Annotated in this window: 19 protein-coding genes; 11 read left to right on the plus strand and 8 right to left on the minus strand. The window is 73.4% G+C overall.

The features are described 5' to 3' along the window. The first annotated feature begins 46 nt into the window (after positions 1-46). Entirely contained in the window at positions 47-436 is a 390-nt protein-coding gene (locus tag ACZ4TG_RS01775; protein ID WP_468159328.1) for a hypothetical protein, read from the plus strand. Positions 437-454: 18 nt separating this feature from the next. Here the strand turns inward: ACZ4TG_RS01775 and ACZ4TG_RS01780 are convergent, their stop codons facing one another. Then, complete coding sequence (locus ACZ4TG_RS01780) at positions 455-1,648, minus strand: cytochrome P450 family protein (protein WP_468159329.1); 1,194 nt, start codon at positions 1,646-1,648, stop codon at positions 455-457. 452 nt (positions 1,649-2,100) lie between these two features. Between ACZ4TG_RS01780 and ACZ4TG_RS01785 the strand changes: the two genes are divergently transcribed. Further along, positions 2,101-3,066 (plus strand): thiopeptide-type bacteriocin biosynthesis protein, encoded by a 966-nt coding sequence (locus ACZ4TG_RS01785; RefSeq protein WP_468159330.1) that lies wholly within the window; start codon positions 2,101-2,103, stop codon positions 3,064-3,066. A gap of 122 nt (positions 3,067-3,188) precedes the next feature. Here the strand turns inward: ACZ4TG_RS01785 and ACZ4TG_RS01790 are convergent, their stop codons facing one another. From ACZ4TG_RS01790 to ACZ4TG_RS01800, 3 genes are read right to left on the minus strand one after another with little or no spacing between them, the layout of a single operon-like run. Continuing rightward, positions 3,189-4,160 carry a DUF1648 domain-containing protein gene (locus tag ACZ4TG_RS01790; protein WP_468159331.1) on the minus strand — a complete coding sequence of 324 codons (972 nt, stop codon included), beginning with the start codon at positions 4,158-4,160 and terminating at the stop codon, positions 3,189-3,191. Next, positions 4,157-4,504 (minus strand): GntR family transcriptional regulator, encoded by a 348-nt coding sequence (locus ACZ4TG_RS01795; RefSeq protein WP_468159332.1) that lies wholly within the window; start codon positions 4,502-4,504, stop codon positions 4,157-4,159. The genes ACZ4TG_RS01790 and ACZ4TG_RS01795 overlap by 4 nt, the downstream gene beginning before the upstream one ends. Before the next feature lie 54 nt (positions 4,505-4,558). Then, positions 4,559-5,095, minus strand: a complete 537-nt coding sequence (locus ACZ4TG_RS01800) for a DUF4188 domain-containing protein (RefSeq protein WP_468159333.1) — start codon at positions 5,093-5,095, stop codon at positions 4,559-4,561. A gap of 100 nt (positions 5,096-5,195) precedes the next feature. Between ACZ4TG_RS01800 and ACZ4TG_RS01805 the strand changes: the two genes are divergently transcribed. Further along, positions 5,196-5,837: a MerR family transcriptional regulator gene (locus ACZ4TG_RS01805; protein ID WP_468159334.1), complete on the plus strand. Its 642-nt coding sequence runs from the start codon at positions 5,196-5,198 to the stop codon at positions 5,835-5,837. A gap of 12 nt (positions 5,838-5,849) precedes the next feature. Here the strand turns inward: ACZ4TG_RS01805 and ACZ4TG_RS01810 are convergent, their stop codons facing one another. Then, on the minus strand, positions 5,850-6,764 hold the full coding sequence (locus ACZ4TG_RS01810) for an MBL fold metallo-hydrolase (RefSeq protein WP_468159768.1): 915 nt from the start codon (positions 6,762-6,764) through the stop codon (positions 5,850-5,852). A gap of 160 nt (positions 6,765-6,924) precedes the next feature. Here ACZ4TG_RS01810 and ACZ4TG_RS01815 point away from each other — a divergent pair, with 160 nt between their 5' ends. The 5 genes from ACZ4TG_RS01815 to ACZ4TG_RS01835 all read left to right on the plus strand — a co-directional run bounded on the left by ACZ4TG_RS01815 (position 6,925) and on the right by ACZ4TG_RS01835 (position 11,718). Next, positions 6,925-7,872 (plus strand): AraC family transcriptional regulator, encoded by a 948-nt coding sequence (locus tag ACZ4TG_RS01815; protein WP_468159335.1) that lies wholly within the window; start codon positions 6,925-6,927, stop codon positions 7,870-7,872. A 98-nt stretch (positions 7,873-7,970) separates the two neighbouring features. Then, the gene (locus ACZ4TG_RS01820) at positions 7,971-8,423 is read left to right on the plus strand and encodes a hypothetical protein (protein WP_468159336.1); all 453 of its coding nucleotides are present in this window, start codon (positions 7,971-7,973) and stop codon (positions 8,421-8,423) included. 146 nt (positions 8,424-8,569) lie between these two features. Further along, positions 8,570-9,916 (plus strand): cytochrome P450, encoded by a 1,347-nt coding sequence (locus tag ACZ4TG_RS01825; protein WP_468159769.1) that lies wholly within the window; start codon positions 8,570-8,572, stop codon positions 9,914-9,916. A gap of 172 nt (positions 9,917-10,088) precedes the next feature. Next, a complete protein-coding gene (locus ACZ4TG_RS01830; protein WP_468159337.1) occupies positions 10,089-10,940 on the plus strand; it encodes a class I SAM-dependent methyltransferase in 852 nt (283 codons plus the stop codon). 37 nt (positions 10,941-10,977) lie between these two features. Next, positions 10,978-11,718 carry an alpha/beta fold hydrolase gene (locus ACZ4TG_RS01835; protein ID WP_468159338.1) on the plus strand — a complete coding sequence of 247 codons (741 nt, stop codon included), beginning with the start codon at positions 10,978-10,980 and terminating at the stop codon, positions 11,716-11,718. A gap of 23 nt (positions 11,719-11,741) precedes the next feature. On the opposite strand, the gene ACZ4TG_RS01840 is transcribed toward ACZ4TG_RS01835, so the two are convergent. Continuing rightward, positions 11,742-12,677, minus strand: a complete 936-nt coding sequence (locus tag ACZ4TG_RS01840; RefSeq protein WP_468159339.1) for a TIGR04222 domain-containing membrane protein — start codon at positions 12,675-12,677, stop codon at positions 11,742-11,744. 88 nt (positions 12,678-12,765) lie between these two features. Then, a complete protein-coding gene (locus ACZ4TG_RS01845; RefSeq protein WP_468159340.1) occupies positions 12,766-14,880 on the minus strand; it encodes a prolyl oligopeptidase family serine peptidase in 2,115 nt (704 codons plus the stop codon). A gap of 298 nt (positions 14,881-15,178) precedes the next feature. Here ACZ4TG_RS01845 and ACZ4TG_RS01850 point away from each other — a divergent pair, with 298 nt between their 5' ends. Together ACZ4TG_RS01850 and ACZ4TG_RS01855 are read left to right on the plus strand one after the other, a co-directional pair. Next, entirely contained in the window at positions 15,179-15,730 is a 552-nt protein-coding gene (locus tag ACZ4TG_RS01850) for a hypothetical protein (protein WP_468159341.1), read from the plus strand. An 82-nt stretch (positions 15,731-15,812) separates the two neighbouring features. After that, complete coding sequence (locus ACZ4TG_RS01855) at positions 15,813-18,011, plus strand: hypothetical protein (protein ID WP_468159342.1); 2,199 nt, start codon at positions 15,813-15,815, stop codon at positions 18,009-18,011. Positions 18,012-18,065: 54 nt separating this feature from the next. Here ACZ4TG_RS01855 and ACZ4TG_RS01860 read toward each other — a convergent pair whose 3' ends face one another. Next, a complete protein-coding gene (locus ACZ4TG_RS01860) occupies positions 18,066-18,875 on the minus strand; it encodes a MerR family transcriptional regulator (protein ID WP_468159343.1) in 810 nt (269 codons plus the stop codon). Positions 18,876-18,950: 75 nt separating this feature from the next. Here ACZ4TG_RS01860 and ACZ4TG_RS01865 point away from each other — a divergent pair, with 75 nt between their 5' ends. Continuing rightward, on the plus strand, positions 18,951-19,418 hold the full coding sequence (locus ACZ4TG_RS01865) for a DUF6194 family protein (RefSeq protein WP_468159770.1): 468 nt from the start codon (positions 18,951-18,953) through the stop codon (positions 19,416-19,418). Positions 19,419-19,761 lie beyond the last annotated feature (343 nt).

Consider the following 19,761-nt stretch of genomic DNA (forward strand, 5'->3'; position numbering starts at 1 on the left):
CAGCACCCTCTCGATCAGAGTTCGACACCACTCGGAAGCGACGAGAATGCCTCAACTGGCCTCCACCGCCCTCAGCCCGGACTGGCCCTGTCAGGTCAAGGCCCCCGGTAGCCACGACTGGGAGCGCACCGCCACGCGCTGGCTGCGCGACCTGCTGCCGGCCCGGTACGCCGGCTACTCGACCCTCACCCGGCATCCGGTGCTGTTGACCCGGCACGCGCAGCTCCAGCTCCAGCACGAGATGCGCGCCGTACGGGTGGCCCTCGAGACGAGCCGGGCCGAGCTTCCCGCGATGGGTGTGGCGGAGTCCGTCATCGAGAACACGATACGGATGTACGCCGTCGAACTGGAACAGCTGGGCCGCCTCGCCCGAGGCGTACGGCTCATCAGCGACGCCCTGGTCATGAGCGGCGGCGCGGGACCGCGCAGGCGCTAGCCAGGGGGTCTCCAGCGGCTACCAGCGGACCGGCAGCCGGCTGACCCCCCGCATGAGGCTGCCCGAGAGCCAGTTCGGCGGGCCGGCGGCAGGGTCCTCGGCCAGGTCCGGGAAGCGCTCCAGCAGGCCCCTGATCGCGATGCGGCCCTCCATCCGGGCCAGCGGGGCGCCGATGCAGAAGTGCAGCCCGTGCCCGAAGGCGAGGTGCCCCTGCGGGGCGCGGCGGATGTCGAAGGTGTCCGGCTCCGCGAAGCGGGCGGGGTCCCGGTCCGCCGAGGCGAGGGCGACGAGGACGATGGCCCCGGCCGGGATGACCATGCCACCGATCTCCACGTCCTCGGCCGCGTAACGGTAGGTGGCGTTCTGCACCGGGCCGTCGTAGCGCAGCATCTCCTCCACCGCCCCGTCGAGCAGCCCGTCCAAGTCGGCCCGCAGGGCTGCCAGTTGGGCGGGGTGGGCGAGCAGGGCGCGGATGCCGTTGGAGATGAGGTTGACGGTGGTCTCGTGGCCGGCGATCAGCAGGAGGAAGGCCATCCCGATCAGCTCGTCGGGCGAGAGCGAGTCGCCGTCCTCGTCGCGCGTGCGGATCAGCGCACTGAGCAGGTCTTCTCCGGGGGCCTTGGCCTTCGCCTCCACGAGATCCGCGAGATAGGCCCCGAGCTTCTCGTTCGCGTCGGCGTTCCCCGTTCCGGTGGTGGGGGCCACGATCTCGTTGGACCAGTGGCGGAACCGGTCCCGGTCGAGGTCGGGGACGCCGAGCAGCTCACAGATGACCGTCATCGGCAGCGGGAACGCGATCGCCTCGATCAGATCGGCGCCGCGCTCGGGGCGGGCGGCCATCGCGTCGAGCAGTTCGTCGGTGATCTGCCGGACGCGGGGGCGCATCGTCTGCACGCGGCGTGCGGTGAACTCGCGGGCGACCAGGCGGCGCAGCCGGGTGTGGTGCGGCGGGTCGGACTCCAGCATGTTCGCGTTCGTCGCACTGGCCTGGACGTCGGCGAACCTGCCGGAGGTGCGCCAGTCCTTCCGCAGCAACGGGTGGGTCAGCGCCTGGCGGGCCTCGTCGTGTCCGACGATCCACCAGCCCGGCTCGTATCCGTCGTCGGAGATGGCGACTTGGTGCACCGGCCCGGCCGCGCGCAGTTTCGCGTAGAGCGGGTAGGGGTCGGCATTGAAGTCCTCGGCGCTGGCGTTGATGTCCACTACTGGCATCGCCCCACAGTACGTGGTACATACACCCGGGGACTGGCGATTTCCGGCCGCCGACGTGGCCGGTATCCCCCGGGCGGCGCAAGCCTCGGCAACTCCTCGACTCCGGCTGGAGTCTGACCCGCTTCCGGACGGCAGCCCCTCGGCCCGGGCCCTTCCCGAAGCTACGGTTGGCTCGGCGAATCCGCTTTCGCGGCGCCGACGTCCGCCTCGGGCTGCTCCGTCACCGGCGGCGGCAGCCGGCAGCCGCCGGCCCGGCCGGACGCGATCCGACGATTCCCGCCCCGCTCCACCGCCCCGATCCCCCACATCGGGCGCCGGGCCGAACCGTCCCTGGTCCCGCACCAGGCCGAGCGGGACCCGGGCCGCATGACGCCGACGCCGACCGCGCCGGACGCCCGCCGCGCCGTGACGAACTCCCGCTCCACCCCCACCCCTTCCTCTGAGGAGCCGAAGTGACCGAGGCCATCGACGCGAGCGGCAGGAGCTGGTTCGGCCTGCACCTCTTCCTGCGAGCCACGGGTGAGGACACCGACTCCTTCCTGGTGGAGGAACTCGCTCCGCTGCTGGACGGACTGGTGTCCGAACGCAGGGCGGCCGCCTGGTTCTTCCTCCGCCACGTCGACGAGGGCGGACCCCACCTCCGGATCCGGCTGCGCGGCCTCGACCCCGCCGCGGCCGTCGGGCTGCGCATCGCGGCGGCCCGGCTCGCGAGGGAGCGGGCCGGTGCGTGCGCGGAGCTCCGCGAGGTGCCGTACGTGCCCGAGACCGAGAGGTACGGGGGGCCCGCGGCCCTGCCGGTGGCGGAGGACGTCTTCGCGTTGTCCAGCCGGGTCGCCCTGGACGGGATCGCACGGACCGCGCGCGGCGGCGAACGCCTGGCGCTGGCGGGCGATCTGGCCCAGGCGACGGCGGCGGCCCTCGGGATGGACCCGTACGAGGCGGGGCGGTGGCTGCGGTGGCAGGCCGCCGGGTGGCGCTGGGCCGAGGACATCCTGCTGGTTCCCGCCCCGGCGGTGCACGCGCAGGTCGACTCCGCCCCCGCGCGCGAGGAGCTGGCCCGGCGTGCCGAGGCCGTCCGGCGGGATGTGGCGGACGGCCTCGGGGGCGGGCCGGTGGCACGCTGGGCGGCGGGGGTGCGGGAGGCGGACGCCCGGCTCGGGGACGCCGCCGGCCCGGCCGACGCCGGGGCCGGGGCCGACGGTGAGGGCCGGTCGGCCGTCCGGGCCGCCGGCCGGGCTTCGGTGCGGGCCTCCGTACGCACCTCCGTGTGGGCGTCCCACCTGCACATGCTGTTCAACCGGCTCGGGGTGGCGCCGGACGAGGAGCGGGCCGTGTGCCGGCTCGCCGCCCGGGCGCTGCTCGACTCCGGGGAGTCGGCGTCGTACGTCCCCGACGGCCGTCTCGCCCCCGACCGGTAGCCGCTGGGGCGTGGTTCGGGCCGGCTTGACGTGCGCTCAACGGCGTACGTTCAACGGGCTGCGCTCAATGGCGTGCGCTCAACGGGGCTGTGTTCAACGGCGTGCGCTCAACGGGCCTGCGTTCAACGGCGTGCGTTCAGCGTGTCCAGGAGGGCGGCGCCGCGTTCGGCGTCGTCCACGCTGACCGCGAAGTCCTTCCCCCGGGACCGGATGACGAGGCAGTCACCGCTGCGCAGCATCACGGTCGTGCCGAGTCCGCTGAGCCGGTACCCCCAGCCGCCGACCTGGGCGGGTGTGCGCCGCTCGACGCGGACGGACTCGATGTCGGCGGGTGCCCAGCGCCGCGTCGGCCACCCCAGCGGGCCGAAGGCGACCTCCATGCCCCGCTCGCTGACCCGGGCCCGTACCGACGAGCAGGCGACCGCGAGGACCGAGGTGAGCGCGAACGGTACGGCCAGGGCCCACGGGAGGTCCATCAGGCCGCCCAGCGCGGCGAGCACGGCGGCGGCCGCCACGAGACCGACGACGGCGGCGAGCAGTTGGAGCCAGGGGCTCGAGACCCGGGAGAGCCACACGAAGCGCTCGCCGTCCGGGATGTCCAGGCCGGGTCCGCCAGGGGCCTCGGGTTCGGGCGCGGCGCTCTGCCGACGGCGGCGGCCCGCCAGGACCGCGGCCGCGCCGGCCAGGAGCGCCGCCGCCATCACGATGCCGAGCCAGGCCGTCGGGGAATCCGCCTGGCGCCAGTCGTCGCGGTCCAGGTTCGCCCGTACGATCGCCGCCTGAGCTCCGGTCAGGGCCACGCCTCCCGAGAGCAGGCCCGCGTCCGCCCAGCCGCGCGGCGCCCCTCCCCGGCGATACGCGAACGTGCCGCCCGCGGCCATCAAGGCCCAGATCAGCGCCGGCAGGGTGGCCGCCGCCCACAGTGGCATGGAGCCGTCGGGGGCTCCCGAGGTGCTGCCCCAGTGCGTGGCGAGCCGGTCCGGCAGCCGCCCGCTCGCGACCAGCGGCAGGGCCACGAGCACGGCCGTCACCCCCGCCGCCCAGGCGACTACACCCCACGGGGTGGCGTTCTTGCCACCGGTACCGTCGGTCACGGAACCTCCTTGATCATCTCTATGAGATCGGCCTTGCCGTACCCGAGGCGGGCCCCGTCGGCGACGAGTTCGCGCACCCGCTCCAGCAGCGCGGAACGCTGGTCCGCCCCTGCGCTCACGGTCACTCCGCGGCCGCGCCGGAACTCCAGCACCCCTTCGTCGCGCAGGGCGCGCAGACCGCGCAGGACGGTGTTGGCATTGACGCCCAGGGCCTGCGAGAGGTCACGCGCCGACGGAAGCCGGTCGCCGGGGGCGCACTCGCCCTCGGCGACGGCCCGCCGGATCGCACCGGCCACCTGCTCGTGCAGGGGACGGCTGTCGGAGATGTTCAGCCTCAGCAACATGGTGCTAATGACACTAGCACCATGTTGTTCATATGTTGAGGGGTCGCGCCGCGCTCAGTCGCGCGGCGCCGGCGCCGTTTCCGTCGGCATCGGCGACGGGGAACGGTGCGCGAACCGGTCGGCCGCGCGGCGGCCGCGGCGCTCGACGGGGAGCACGCCGGTGGCGGCGGCCAGCCCGAAGGGCGGCATGTCGAAGTAGATCGACTCGTACGAGCCCTCGGGCGTGACGTACGCCTCGTGCCACAGCCCCACGTGCCCGCGCGTCTTGCCCGCGCGTTCCTTGCGGTTGATCCGCGCCCATGCCGCGTGGTGGAACATGTCGGGGGCCGCGGCGTAGGCGTACAGCTTCTCCTTCGACTCCCAGTACTGGACCACGTAGTACGTACGGGGCGAGGCGGTGAGCAGCACGTGGCCGAGCAGGCCGCGGCTCTTGTCCCGGGCCAGCTCGCGCAGCATGCGCGGCATGGCCAGGGCGACCGGCAGCCATTGGTGCACCGCCCAGAAGTGGTTGATGCGCATCCCGATCAGGAGGACCACTACGTCCCCTTCGGCGGATGCGGTGGTGCGGCCCGGTATCGGTGTGGCAGACACTCTGCCTCCAGATCGCTGGTTGGATGACGGCGCTGTCCGCGCGGGCTGTCGCACGCCCGCAATGTTGGATAGTGACACTCTCCAAGAAAGGGCACAAGAGATGCGACTGGCGGAGTTGAGTGAGCGCAGCGGCGTCTCCACGGCAACGATCAAGTACTACCTGCGCGAAGGGCTGTTGGCGCCGGGACGGAGGGTCGGCGCGACCACGTCCGACTACGGCGAGGAGCACCTGCGCCGGCTGCGGCTGGTGCGCGCGATGATCGAGGTGGGGCGGCTCCCGGTGGCCACGGCCAAGGAGGTGCTCGGGCACGTCGACGACGATTCCCTGGACCGGACCATCCGGCTGGGCGCGGCGCTGTGGTCGCTGCCGCACGGGCCCGAACCGGACGAGGCGGACCCCGCGGTGATGACGGCCCGTCAGGAGGTGGACCGGCTCCTGGAGATGCTGGGCTGGTCCACCTCCCGCGAACTGGGCGCGCTCTCCCCGGTCCACCGGTCGCTGGTGGTGGCCGTGTCCACGCTCATCCGGCTCGGCTATCCGTGGGACGCGGACCTGATGGCACCGTACGCCCGGCTGATGCACCAGGCGGCCATGCGCGACCTGGACTTCGTGGAGCAACACCCCTCCGAGGCGGAGAAGGCCGAGACGGCGGTCGCCGCGGCCATCCTGTTCCAGCCGGTACTGAAGGCCTTGCACCGGCTGGCCCAGGAGGAGGAATCCGCGCGGCGGTACGGGCTGTAGAGACCCCCGGGGCTACTCGGCCGCGAACTCCGCCCACGCCCCGAGGGTGAACCGGCCGTCCTGCCGGCGGACTTCCACGGCTCCGCCGCCCGCGAAGTGCGCGGGCACCACCAGCTCTCGTTCCGCTGCGGCCCGTTCGAGGACGCGCAGGCGGGTGGCCGCCGCCTGTTCCGCGTCCAGGCAGAAGCAGCTGTTGCAGGAGGGCCGCAGGATCTGCACCGGGCTGTGCAGGAGGTCGCCCACGAACACCGCCCGGTCCCGGCCGGAGTCGAGCCGCAGGACGGAGGAGCCGGGGGTGTGTCCGGGCGCGGACTCCAGGACGAGGTTCTCGTCGATGCGGTGGGCGCCGTCCCACAGGACGGCCTGCCCCGCCCGGTGGAGGGGCGCGATGCTGTCCTCGTAGAGCAGCCGGTCGTCGTTCCTCCTGCCCGGTGCGTGCGCGTTGCCGGGCCCGAAGTAGAAGTCGTCCGCGGCCGGTATGAGGTACTGGGCGTTGGGGAAGGCGGGCGCCCACTCCCCCGCGGCGTCGACGGTGTTCCCGCCGACGTGGTCGGCGTGGACGTGGGTGTTGACGACGACGTCCACGTCCTGCGGCCGGATTCCGGCGCGGGCGAGGCCGCCGAGGAGGTCGCCCTGCCAGTGGTGGAACAGCTGCGATTCGGGCCGCTCGCGCATGTAGCCCACCCCGGTGTCGACCAGGACGGTCCGTCCCGCGCTGCGCAGGACCCAGGTCTGCACCGTGACCGACGTCCGGTCGGCCCGCGGGTCCCAGTGGTCCGGCGCCAGCCAGTCCTCGTTCTCCTTCCACACCTCGAGGCCGGAGTCCGGGACGAAGTCGAGGGCGGGGACGAAGGGCCCCTGCCACTCGACCACCCGGATGACCTCTACGTCGCCCAGGACGATGCTCTGCCTGCCGTCGCTCTTCATGTCCCCGCTCTTCACGTCCTCGCTCTTCACGCCCTCGCCCTTCACGTCCTCGGTCTTCATGCCCTCGATCCTAGGAAGATCCATTGAGCCTCTCAATGCTCTTCCCACTCATCCGGATACGCGGAAAGCTCACCGTTGGCGCGGGGGCTACTCTGACTCCATGGATGTGGTGAGCGACGCGATCTCTACCGTCCGCATCGGGCTGCCCTCCTCCAACCGGGTCCGGGTCGGCGGGAGTTGGGCGACACGCCTGGCGCCGTACGCGGGCGCCGGCTTCCATGTCGTGCTAGAGGGCAGTTGCCGGCTGATACCCGACGAGGGAGAGCCGGTGCTGCTCGGGACGGGCGACACCGTGCTGCTGCCGCACGGCACCGGGCACCTCATCGCCGACGCCCGCGCCGATGCGGCGGTGCTGGAGCGGGCCGCGCCCTTCGAGGACTGGCGCGACGGGAAGTGGCCGCGCGACCCCGTGGCCGACGGCACCGAGGTGGAGATGCTGTGCGGCAAGTACCGACTGGACCGCAGCCGGGTACACCCGCTCCTGCTGGAGCTGCCGAAGGTGGTCCACCTGCCCAACCGGGTGGGCAGCCATCCCGAACTGCGCGCCGCGCTCGACCTGTTGGGCCGGGAGCTGGGCGAACAGCAGCCGGGCTCCTGCATCGCGATGCCCAGCCTGCTCGACCTGCTGCTCGTCTACATGATCCGGTCCTGGATGGCCGAGGGGAAGACCGGGGCGTGGCCGGCGGTACTGGGCGATCCGGTGACGGCCACCGCCCTGCGGGCGCTCCATTCGAACCCCGCCGCCCCCTGGACCAACGAGAGCCTCGCCGCCGAGGCGGGGGTGTCCCGCCCCACGCTCGCCCGCCGGTTCACCGCCCTGGTGGGGCGCCCGCCGATGGCGTACCTGACGTGGTGGCGGCTGAGCTTCGCCGCGGCCCAGCTCCGCGACACCCCGGACTCCCTGGCGGCCATCGCCCGCCGGGTGGGGTACGGCACCCCGTACGCCTTCTCCCACGCCTTCAACCGGGAGTTCGGGACGACGCCCGGGAGGTACCGGGAGGGGGCCGCGGCCGGGTCCGGGCAGGATCCCGGTACCGCGCCGCGCTGAAGCGACGCGCCGTCGGCCCGGCGGGGGCGTGGAGACGGGCCTAGAGTTGATCACCAGCGTCCCGAAGTCCGCTGTCACCGCCCCACAGGCAAGGAATCATGAACCGTCCGCCCCTCCCCACCACCGAGGCCGCCGTCACCGCCGTACGCGAGATCGCGGCCGAGTACGGGCTGACGATGACGGTCACCGAGGACATCGGTGCGGACCTGGCGTCGCGTCGCACGTCGGCCGCCCTGTTCACGGTCCTGGACCCCGACGGGTCGCTGCCGCACGAGGCGTACGTGGAGCTGGGCGGCGTACCGTCGGTGAGCGTCCACCTCTTCGCCGAGGACGACGCGCACATCACCGTCGACGGGATCGAGTTCCTCGACGTCCCGCGGGACTCCGTCCCGGGGTTCCTGCGCTCGGTGTACGGCGGACTGGCCTGGGTGAAGGGGCGGTTCTTCCCTCCGGGCCACTGGCTCGTCGTCCCGCTGGCCGGTGACGAGACGTACCGGGAGCCGGTCGGCATCGGCCTCACCCCCTGGCTCGCCCGCATCGCGCGCAGCTGACCCCCTGTCGCCCGAGCCGACGCGTGGGCGGGGCCGACTCGTGCCGTGCGGCCGCGAAGTGGCTCTGGCCGGGCCGGAGTTCGGCGGCGGGTCTGGCGGCCTGGCGGGCGCGCTGTCACCATGCCTGCGTGACCGCCACCCTGCCGATGCCCGCGGGCGCCGAGCGCGGACCGCGCCGGTGGCCCCTGCTCGGGAACCTTCCGGCCTTCGCCCGCGATCCGCTGGCCTTCTTCGAGTCCCTGCGCGACGAGTACGGCGACTGGGTGCCGTGGGCGCTGGGGCCGCAGCGCAACGTACTGGTGTCCCGGCCCGAGCACGCCGGCGAGCTGCTCGGCGCCGTCGAGGGTACCTTCCGGCCGACCGAGCTGGGCTGGGCCTTCCGGAAGCTGCTGGGCAACGGGGTGGTCGTCGCCACCGGGGACGACTGGCGGCGCAAGCGGGCGCTGGTGCAGCCCGCCGTACGGCCGCGGCAGGTGCGTACGTACGCCGCCACGATGGTGGAGTGCGCGGACGCGCTGGCGCGGAGCTGGGCGGAGGGCGCCCGGATCGACGTGCACAGGGAGATGGCCGGGCTGACCCAGCGGATCGCGGTGCGCACCCTCTTCGGGAGCGACGCGGCCGGGCGGGAGGGCCCGATCAGCGCGGCGATGGCGACGGCGCAGCACGAGCTGGGCATGGAGTTCCGCGGGGTGACGCTGTTCCTGCCGCCCTGGGTGCGGACGCCGGGGAGGCGCCGGATGCGGGCGGCGGTGGGGGTCCTCGACCGGGAGATCGAGCACGTCATACGTGAGCACGAGGCGGCCTCGGCGGCGGGCGGGGAGCGGGACGACCTGCTCAGCCGGCTGCTCGCGGCCCGCGACGAGCAGGGGCTGCCGCTGTCCCGTACGGAGCTGCGGGACGAGTCGATCACGCTCTACATCGGCGGCCACGAGACCACCTCGACCACCCTGACCTGGGCCTGGCAGCTCCTGTCGGGGGCGCCGCGGGCGCGGGAACGGCTGACGGAGGAGCTCGACCGGGTGCTGGGCGGGCGACTCCCCTCCTACGAGGACTACGCGCGGCTCCCGTGGACGCAGCAGGTGGTCAAGGAGGCCCTGCGCATCTACCCGCCGATCTGGCTGATCTCGGCGGTCGCCGGCGAGGGCGCGTCGATCGGCGGCCGGGCGGTCCCGGCCGGGACCTCGGTGTGGACCAGCCCGTGGTCGGTGCACCGGGACGAGCGGTGGTTCCCGGAGCCGGAGGCGTTCCGCCCGGAGCGGTGGGACGCGGACGCCCCGCATCCGGTGCCGGAGCACGCGTGGTTCCCGTTCGGCGGGGGTCCGCGGGCCTGCCTGGGAGCGCGGTTCGCCCTCGTGGAGGCGGCGCTGGTACTGGCCGTACTGGGGCAGCGGTTCCATCTGGACACCGGGGCCGTGCGGGCGAAGGTCTTCCCGGGGCTCACCCTGCAGCCCGCGGAGTCGGTCCTGGCGACCCTGCGGCCGATCCGGCGGTAGCGCCGATCCGGCCGTGCCCCCGTTCCGGCCGTAGCCGCGTTCGGCCGTAGCCCGGTTCCGGCCGGTCCCGGCGCCGCTTCGGCCGCAGCGCTGCCGGGGAGGGCCGGACTGCGGCTCCGGGGGAAGGCGCCTACGCTCGTAGAAGGGGCCGGCCCGAGCCCTGGAGGCAGTCATGTCCGAGGCGACCGACCCGGTCGCGGCCGACCACGCGCTGAAGGCCCGCCACCGCGCCATGTGGGCCATGGGCGACTACGCGTCCGTGGCCTCCCACGTCATCCCGGAGACCGGAGCCGAACTCGTCGCGGAATGCGGCGTGCGGCAGGGGGATCGCGTACTGGACGTGGCCGCGGGCGCGGGCAACGCCGCCATCCCGGCCGCCCTGGCGGGGGCGGACGTCGTGGCGAGCGACCTGACCCCCGAACTCCTCGAGGTCGGGCGGCACATGGCCGGGGTACGGGGCGCGCGGCTGGAGTGGCGCGAGGCCGACGCGGAGCATCTTCCTTTCGCCGACGGGGAGTTCGACGTGGTGATGTCCTGCTTCGGCGTGATGTTCACCCCGCACCACCAGGCCGCCGCCGACGAGCTGGTCCGCGTCTGCCGCCCGGGCGGGACGGTGGGCCTGGCGAACTGGACCCCCCAGGGCTTCGTCGGCCGGATGTTCGCGACGATGAAGCCGTACGCGCCGCCTCCCCCGCCCGGATCCCAGCCGCCGCCCCTGTGGGGAGAGGAGGAGCACGTGTACGAGCTCCTCGGCGACCGCGTCACGGACGTGGACGCCCGGCGCCTGACCGTCCGGGTGGACACCTTCCCCCGGCCCGGGGAGTTCCGCACCTTCTTCAAGACCTGCTACGGACCGACCGTCGCGGTCTACCGCGCCATCGGGGACGACCCCGACCGGGCCGCGGCACTGGACCGGGCACTGGACGCGCTGGCCGAGGAGAACACCCGGGACGGTGTGATGGAGTGGGAGTACCTCCTGCTGACGGCGCACCGCACCGCTCCGCCCACCCCTGACACCCGATAGGGTCGAGCCGGGCAGACAACCGATCCGGGGGGATTTCATGTGGGCAGCGGATGTACCGCCGATCGTCTTCGTGCACGGGACGCGCTTCAGCGCGGCGCAGTGGAGTCCGCAGCTCGCCGCCCTCCGCGAGAGCTTCCCCGTCACCGCCGTCGACCTCCCCGGTCACGGCGCCCGCTCCACCCAGCCGTGGAGCCTTGACGCGGCCACGGAGATCATCGCCGCGGCAGTGGATTCGCTCGACCGCGGGCCGGCCCTGGTCGTCGGGCACTCGCTCGGCGGATACGCCTCACTGGAGTTCGCGCGGCGCTGCCCGGACAAGCTGCGCGGCCTGGTCCTCGCGGGCGCCAGCGCCTCCACCCGAGGCCGGTGGGCCGTGCCGTACCGGTGGGCGGCCGGACTCGCCCCACGCATTCCGGCGGACCGGCTGGCCCGTTGGAACGACCGTCTGCTGCGCCGCCTCTATCCGCCCGAGGTGGTCGAGGCGACCATTCGCTCCGGATACGCCTTCCACACCGTGCCGGCCGCGTGGGGTGAGGTGCTGGGCCGGTTCGACGCAGGTGCCATGCGGCACGTGGCGGCTCCGGTCCTCATCCTCAACGGCGAGAAGGACACCGTCTTCCGGTCCGGTGAAAGGGAGTTCGCCCGCGCCCATCCCCAGGCGCGGATCGAGCTGATCCCGCGGGCGAGGCACCTCGCGAACTTCGACGACCCGCAGGCCTTCACCGGCGCCGTCCGCCGCTTCGCGCAGCAGCTGCCGCCGGGCGGCTGCGCCGTCTGAACGGTCCGCCGGGCCGAATCCGTTCAGAGCCCGCCCCCGCAGCCGGCCCCGCATCCGCCGCCCAGGCCGCCCAGGGCCGGAGGGTCGTTGATCACGACGCGCGGCTCGGAAGCACCGGGCGGGCCGCTGCTCCGGGACGGGCTCTTGGGCGGGCGCGGGCGCTTCGGGAACAGGGGGTGCTTCCTCGGCAGGCTCCGAAGCCCCTTCACCGCCACCTGGCGGAGGATCTGGGTGTCGTCCACCGTGAGCCAGCCGGGTAGGTCCGCGGCGGCCATCGCGGCCCGTGCGCGGGCGGTCACGTAGGCGCCTGAGCTCAGCCTCAGGTTCCTCCGCCGGTGGGTGAGGGCGACCGTCAGCAGCACCAGGTGGCCGGCCAGCGGAAGGTACGCGTCCTGGAGGACGGCCCACGCGATGCCTCCGGCGGCGAGCACGGCCATGCCGGCCAGGTTCAGCTGGAGCAGGAAGCGGGCCCGGTTCCACTCCGCAGCGAGCGGGCTGTCGACGAGGACGCCTTCCGGTCCCTGCCACTCCTTGAGCAGACGGTCCCTCACCAGCCCTTCGCGCAGCGTCGTCACCTGTGGGCCCCCGGGCACCCTGGCGTAGTCGCCCGGACTCCCGTTCCCGACGGCGTCGATGAGCGCTGCTTCCATGTCGTCGCGGGGCGCCGGGTCCAGGATTTCGGCCCTCACCCCGTGCTCCGTCGACGACTTCACGCGCAGCCGCCCGCCGGCCTGCATGCGCAGCAGCACCACACCCGTCAACCTGGCTGCTCCGTCGTGCAGGTAGGCGAGTTCGTACAGGCTCAGGCGCGCGTCCGCCGGGCGTGGCGGGCCGGTCCCGGCGGCCACGGCCCGCTGTACGCGGGACGTCCTCCAGCCGGCCGCGACGAGGCACACCAGCGACACCGCGACCGCGGCCCAGCCCCACGCTTCTCCCCGCACGGCCCCCACAACGCCCATGACGCCCCCCGGCAGCAGACAGGTCCCTGACCCGTATGTGCCCACCGGGGCATCGGCTCAGCCGCCGTCCGCGGGAGCGGCCGCGCGGCTACCCCTCTCCCGCGGCCCCCGCCGGGACGGCATGCTCCGGTGGCAGCGGAGCGGCGCCCGACCGGGCGGCGGGGACCGTCCGCGTGAGGTGCTGCCAGAGGAAGGTGTACAGGAGCGCCTTGTTGGCGGCGGTCTGTTCGTTGTCGCCGGCGCCGGTGTGGCCCCCGCCGGTGTTCTCCCGGAGCAGGACCTGATGGCCGAGTTCGCGCATGCGGGCGGCCATCTTGCGGGCGTGGCCGGGGTGGACGCGGTCGTCGCGGGTGGAGGTGATCAGCAGCAGTGGCGGGTAGTCCGCGGCAGCGGTGAGCTGGTGGTAGGGCGAGATGGCGTGCAGGTGGTGCCGGTCGGCCTCGCTGTCGGGGCTGCCGTACTCGGCGACCCACGAGGCGCCCGCGAGCAGGCGGTGGTAGCGGAGCATGTCCAGGAGGGGGACTTCGGCGGCGATCGCGGCGAAGAGGTGGGGGTAGCGGGTCAGCATGGCGCCCATGAGCAGGCCGCCGTTGCTGCCGCCCGAGGCGCCGAGCATGGGCGCGGTGGTGATGCCGCGGGCGACGAGGTCGGCGGCGACGGCCGCGAAGTCCTCGTACGCCCGGGGCCGGTCGGCGCCGGATGCGGCCTGGTGCCAGGCGGGCCCGTACTCGCCGCCGCCGCGGATGTTGGCGATGACGTAGGTGCCGCCCCGCTCCAGCCAGGCCCGGCCCGTGACGGCCCCGTAGGCGGGGGTCAGGGAGATCTCGAAGCCCCCGTATCCGTACAGGAGGGTGGGGGTGGGTCCCGTACGGGTGTGGTCGGGGCCGGTCACGAAGTACGGCACCCGTGTGCCGTCGGCGGAGGTCGCGAAGTACTGCCTGACGGAGAGAGCGGCGGTGTCGAAGCGGGCCGGTGCCTGCTTGAGGACCTCGGTGTCACCGCCGATCTCGCCGCGGTGGAGGGTGGACGGCTGGAGGAAGCCGGAGACGTCCAGGAAGTACTCGTCGCTCACGTCGGGGTCGGTGTCCACGATCGTGGCGGAGGAAAGGCGGGGGACGGCCGCGAGCGGTGTGCGGGTCCAGTCGCCACCGTCCGTACCGGGGGTGAGGACGTCGATCCGGGTGGAGACGTCGTGCATCGTCTGGAGCAGCAGGTGGTGGCGGGTCCAGGAGTGCCCGGCCAGCGCCGTGTGCTCGTCCGGTGTGAACAGCACCTGGGCCGTACGGTCGCCGTCGAGGAACGCCTCGAAGGGGAACACCAGCAGGGAGCCCGCCCGGTGGCCGAGCCAGTCGGACTTGGGGGTGACCACGAGGTGGTCGCGGTGGACGTAGGCACGGGAGTCTTCCGGTACGTCGATCCGCACCAGCCGGTCGCCCTCCGAGCCACCCTCCACGAGGAGGTGGCGTTCGGTGCGGAAGAAGTCCAGCGACCGGGCCACGAAGCTCCGCTCGAAGCCCGGTGTCGCGTCGTGCCAGCCCACCGCGGACACGTCGCCCGGCTCCCCCTCGAACACGAGGTCGGCGTCCTGGAGTGCGGTGCCGCGGCGCCAGCGGCGGACCGTGCGCGGGTAGCCGGAGTCCGTGAGCGAGCCGGGCCCCGTGTCGGTGCCGATGAAGACGGTGTCGGCGTCGATCCAATCGATGTCGGTCTTCGCCTCCGGCACCTGGAAGCCTTCCTCGACGAACGCGCGGGTACCGAGGTCGAACTCGCGCACCACGACCGCGTCCCCGCCGTCGCGGGACAGCCGCACCAGAGCCCGATCGTGGCCGGGGTAGCGCACCGTCGCGCCGGCCCACACCCACTTCTGCCCCTCCCCCGCGGCCAGTGCGTCGACGTCGAGGAGGACTTCCCAATCGGGGGACTCCTTGCGGTACTCCTCCAGGCTCGTACGCCGCCAGATGCCCCGGACGTGCTCGGCGTCCCGCCAGAAGCTGTAGAGGTGCTGCCCCCGCCGGGTCGTGTACGGAATGCGGTCCGCCGCGTCGAGGACCTCGCGCAGGCGCTCCTTCAGCTCGGCGAACCCCTGGCCCGCGGTCAGCGCGGCACTCGTCTCGGCATTGCGCTCCGCCACCCATTCCAGGGCGGCCGCACCTTCGACGTCTTCCAGCCAGACGTAGGCATCCTCATCGGTCACGAGCACCATTGTCCCGGTCCCACGAGCGGCCGGGACCATCCCGGCGCCCTCCCCCGCCGGGGTGGGTCCGGCGCACCCGTGCGCGTCAAGGCAGCGCGTGGCGTTGCGCCGTGAGGGCGTCGAGTGGATCAGGCCCGCCTCGGGCAGCACCTTGAAGCGATGGGTGGCGGTGGCCTTGCCGACCCAGGACCAGAACCGGCCAGAGGAACGGAATTCGGCCGGAGGGTCATCAGGACGCCCAAGATCGAGATACTTAGGTTAGCCTCACCTAAGTATCTCGACTTCCTTCTCGGAAAGGCGTCCTGTCATGCGTGCTGCCCTCCTGCCCCGTAAGACCGTGCGGCTCGCCGCCCGCGCTGCCTTCGCCGCCACCGCCGCCGTGGCCCTCGCCCTCGGTGTGGCGGGTTCCGCCTCCGCCGCGACCTCGACCCGTACGGTGACCGACGGCGCGGCCACGTACAACCTCAGCGTCACCGCGCCCGGAACCGCCGCCGCGGCCGGCCAGAACGTCACGGTCACCGGCAGCGGGTTCAACTCCGCCAAGGGCATATACGTGGGCCTGTGTGCGGTCAGCGGAGCACCCGGCGCGTCCAAGCCCACCCCCTGCCTGGGCGGTTCGGACCAGGCGGGCACCACGGGCGCCTCGCACTGGGTCAACAACACCTTCGGCGGCACCCTGCCCAACACCTCCGCCTTCGGCCCCGGCGGCACCTTCAACGTCACCATCCACGTCAAGGCCGACCTCGGCAACGGCCAGATCTGCGGCGAGACGGTCGAGTGCGCCGTCGTCACGCGCGCCGACCACTTCAACTCAAGCAACCGCAAGTACGACGTCCACGTCCCCGTGACCTTCAACTAGGCCGTCGACCAGGTCGTCATCCAGGCCGTCGCCCAGGCCTGAGGATCCTGCCCGACCCCCCGGGTCACGTCACGAGGATGTCATGTCACCCCAGCACCCCATCACTCCCGCCCGTGCGGGCGCGGCCTCGGCGGCGCTCGCGCTCGTACTTGCCTCGGTGGCCTCGGCCGCCCCGGTGAACGCCGCAGGACCGGCCGACGCGTCCGGCCCGCCCCGCACCGTACTGGGGCCGGGCGGACAGCAGTTGACCGTGTCCGCCTCGTCCGGTCTGGACCCGCTCGGCCAGACCGTACGCGTCACGGGCGCGGGATACGACCAGGCGAAGGGGATCTACGTCGCCTTCTGCAAGGACAACGGCGACAACCGGGTTCCCGCTCCCTGCGCGGGTGGCGCCGACATGACCGGCGGTTCCAAGGTCTCGCAGTGGATCGTGCCCAAGGGTGACGCGCACGCCGGGGAGTTGGGAACTCCGTACGGCGAAGCAGGGCGCTTCGACGTGGAGTTGAAACTGACGGCGAAGTCCGACGGGCTGGACTGCACCCAGGTGGCCTGCTCCGTCGTCACCCGGGTCGACCACCGGGGCGCCGGTGACCGCACACAGGACGTAGGGGTACCCGTCGCCTTCCGGGGCCAGGATCCGGTCGGCCCCGGGGGCGAGGGCGTCGACGTACCGCAGGGCACCGTCGCCTACCGGGCGGTGGCGGAGTTCGCCACCGCGGGCAAACCGCGCGACCTGCTGCTGCACCCCGACTCCCGGAAGCTGTACGTCGGTTCGGACGACCTGCCGGACACGGCCGACGTCAACGAGAGCGGGCTGCACGTCCTCGACCCGGCCGACGGCAAGGTGCGCAGCAGCATCACGCAGGCGCCCGGGTCCACGGGTGCGTTGGGCCGGCGGGCCGTCCGCCAGATCATCGCCCCACTGCCGGGCGACGGGGTGGTCTTCTCCTACCCGCTGCGCGGCATCGGCACGGCCAAGGACGGGGACGCGGCCGCCGCGGGCGCGTGGGTGCCGGGCGGCGCCGTCACGGATGCCGCGCCGGGGGTCACGCCCGGGACGGTGCTGGTCGCCCAGGGCTCCGTACTGTCCGAGGTCGAGGTCGCCACCGCCGCGGTGAAGCGCTCCCTCACCCTGGACGGGGGCGACGGGTTCGCGGTCGACCCGGTCCGCAAGACGGTGTGGTTCACCGACGCCGGCAACCGCCGGATGTACCGGATCGACGCCACCACCTTCCAGGTCGGCGCCACCGTCGAACTCCCGGCGGGCGAGGGCTACGCGGGCTTCACCGAGGTGGATCCCGAGACCGGGGCGGTGTGGGTGGGCCTCGACGACTCGGTCGTCGTGCACGACGCCTCGGGAAAGCGGGTGCGTGTCCTGAAGGGCACCGACCTGCCGCGGGCGGTGCAGTTCGACGCCGTCACGCACGAGGCGTTCGTCGTCTGGCAGGACGCCGGGGACACCTCGCAGCCCGGCAGCGACAACAACGGTGCGCTCACCGTGTACCGCACCGCCGATCTCCAGGAAGCGGCGAAGCCGGTCGTACTGCCCGGCAACCACGGCCAGTTGGGCTCCGCCTCCCTCGTGGTCGAACCCGGCGGCGGGGCGGTCTTCGTGTCCCATCCGGCCGAGGGGCGCATCACCCGGCTGGAGCGGTCCGTGTCCCCGAAGGTCACGCAGGGCCCCACGGACCAGACCGTCACGGCGGGCACCATGGCCGTACTGACCGCACACGCGGAAGGGACCCCGAAACCGTCCGTGGCCTGGCAGTTCAGCACCGACGCGGGCCGGACGTGGAGGTCTGTGGCGGGGGCGGACGGGACCTCGTACTCCTTCACGGCGCAGGCCCCCCACAACGGGCACCGCTACCGGGCGGAGTTCCGCAACGCCGCGGGCACCAGTCGCACCACCCCGGTCACGCTCACGGTGACCGCAGCCGGGACCACCACGGGCGGCGTTTCCACCGACGGGGCCACGACCGGCGGTACGGGTGGCACCGGCGGTTCCGGCGGCGACGGCGCGACCGGCGGCACCCCGGGCGGGGGCACGTCCGGCACGTCCGGCACGGGCAGCACGTCCAGCACAGGCGGCACCTCCGACCCGTCCGGCGCGGGCGGCGTCGCGGGCTCGGCCGGCACGGTCGGCGGTACCGGCGCCACCACCACCGGCGGCACGCTCGCCTCCACCGGCACCGCGGTGGCCACCGTCGCCGGAGCGGCGGTCGCCCTCACCGCGGCCGGATGGACCCTGGTCCGCCGCAGGCGCCCGGGGACCACGGCCTGAGGCGGACGGAGCTCCCCGCCGGCGAGGGCGGAGCCCGGGCATCGAGCCCCCTCGTCACGCACCCCCGTCACGCACCCCGTCCTGCCGGGGCGGACCGGAAGGGCCTGCGTCGGCAAGGTCGGGGGTCCGGTGTCGGGGCGCCTCGTGGGCGGCCGTGATCACGGCCGCCAGGTCCGTGCCCGCACACAGGAGTGCCACCGTCCGCGCGGCGATCCGGTCGAGGCGCCGGCTCAGGATGCGCAGGCCCTCGTCCGGGCCGTCCAGCCGGTGCAGGGAGCCCATCACCTCACGCACCGCCGCGATGCCGTAGCCGGCGGAGCGCAGGGCGGCGACGATGCGGGCGGCCCGGACGGCCTCGATCCCGTAGCGGCGTGCGCGCAGCGATGTCACGCGCTCCGGGGCCACGAGGCCTTCCTGCTCCCAGAACCGCAGGGTCGAGGGGCGCACGCCGAGCGCTTCGGCCAGCTCCGTGATCGTCATGGAGTCGCCCGCCCGGCCGGCCCCCGCGATGTGGGCTTCGTCCCGGACCGCCTCCAGGGCCCGCCGGGCACTCAGCGCCTCCTCGTGTTCCCGCGCGAGCCGGGCGTGGACGGCGTTGACCGCTGCGGCCGCCTGTGTGAGCGTGCCGGTCCGCAGCCGGGCGAGGAGTTCCCGGGCCTCGACGGGCCCTGCGGCGGCGGCGAGCCCCCGGTAGGCGCCGAGGGCGCGTACGTGGAGCGTCGTGTAGCAGCGGTAGCCGTTGCCCGACCGGGGCGCCGGGGGGAGGACGCCGAGGCGTTCGAGGTCCCGTACCTGCTGTACCGAGTACCCCGACTCCCGGGCGATGTCGACGGTCCGCAGCGGTACCCGCCCTTCGCTCCTCAACGGCTCTTCCACGGCGGACCCCACATCGAGCAAACCCCACACAGGCACTTGAAGGTGATGCTTGAAGGCATGAGTATGCAACGGATCATCGAGACCGTGCGGGGCTTCGAAGGCGCGCACGTGGTCGTCCCCGGGCCGGAAGGAGAACTCCCCGAGCTCGTGTGGGGGGACGCCTTCTTCTTCTACGCCCCGGACTGCCGGCCGCCCCGGAACGTCCAGCCCTACGCGACCATCGTCACCAAGGACTACCCGGACGACACCGCCTCCGGCCTCGGCCCTCCGGGGCGCTGGCGCGTCAACATCCAAGTCGACCGCTCGGCCTTCCGGGAACTCACCGGGGAGGAACCGCGCGGCCTCGGGCGGGCCCGCGACCACGCGGCGGCGGACACGCTGCTCCCACACCCGGTGTACGGGACGCTCGGCTGGGTCTGCGTCGTCAACCCCGGGGAGCGGACGACCGGGACGGTGCTGCGGCTCCTGCGCGACGCCCACGAGGCGGCTCGCGCCCGCTTCGACCGGCGCCGCTGCGACGACACGACGTAGGCCTTGCGCGAGCGCTGTACACCTTGGGGCGAAATACGCGGATTACGTCCATCCTGCGGTCGTTGAGCATGCTCCGCTATCCCTGCGCCCCTCGGCGTCGCAGCATCTGAAAGGGGACAGCCGTGCGCTCTACCGGACGTGCCAGGAGGTGGCTCGCCGCCCTCACCCTCACGGCAGGCCCGGCTTCCGCCGTGGGCCGGGGTTTCCGACACCGTCGACACCGGGCCGTCATGTGAGCCGGGCGCCGAAGGCTACAGGCTGATCCCCCTGCTGTCGGGCGTCAAGTCCCTGCCCCTGGCCTAGTTCGCATGGTCCGGTGGTCCGGCGGGCGGCGCGTCGCCAC

This window comes from Streptomyces sp. NPDC028314 (assembly GCF_055565795.1).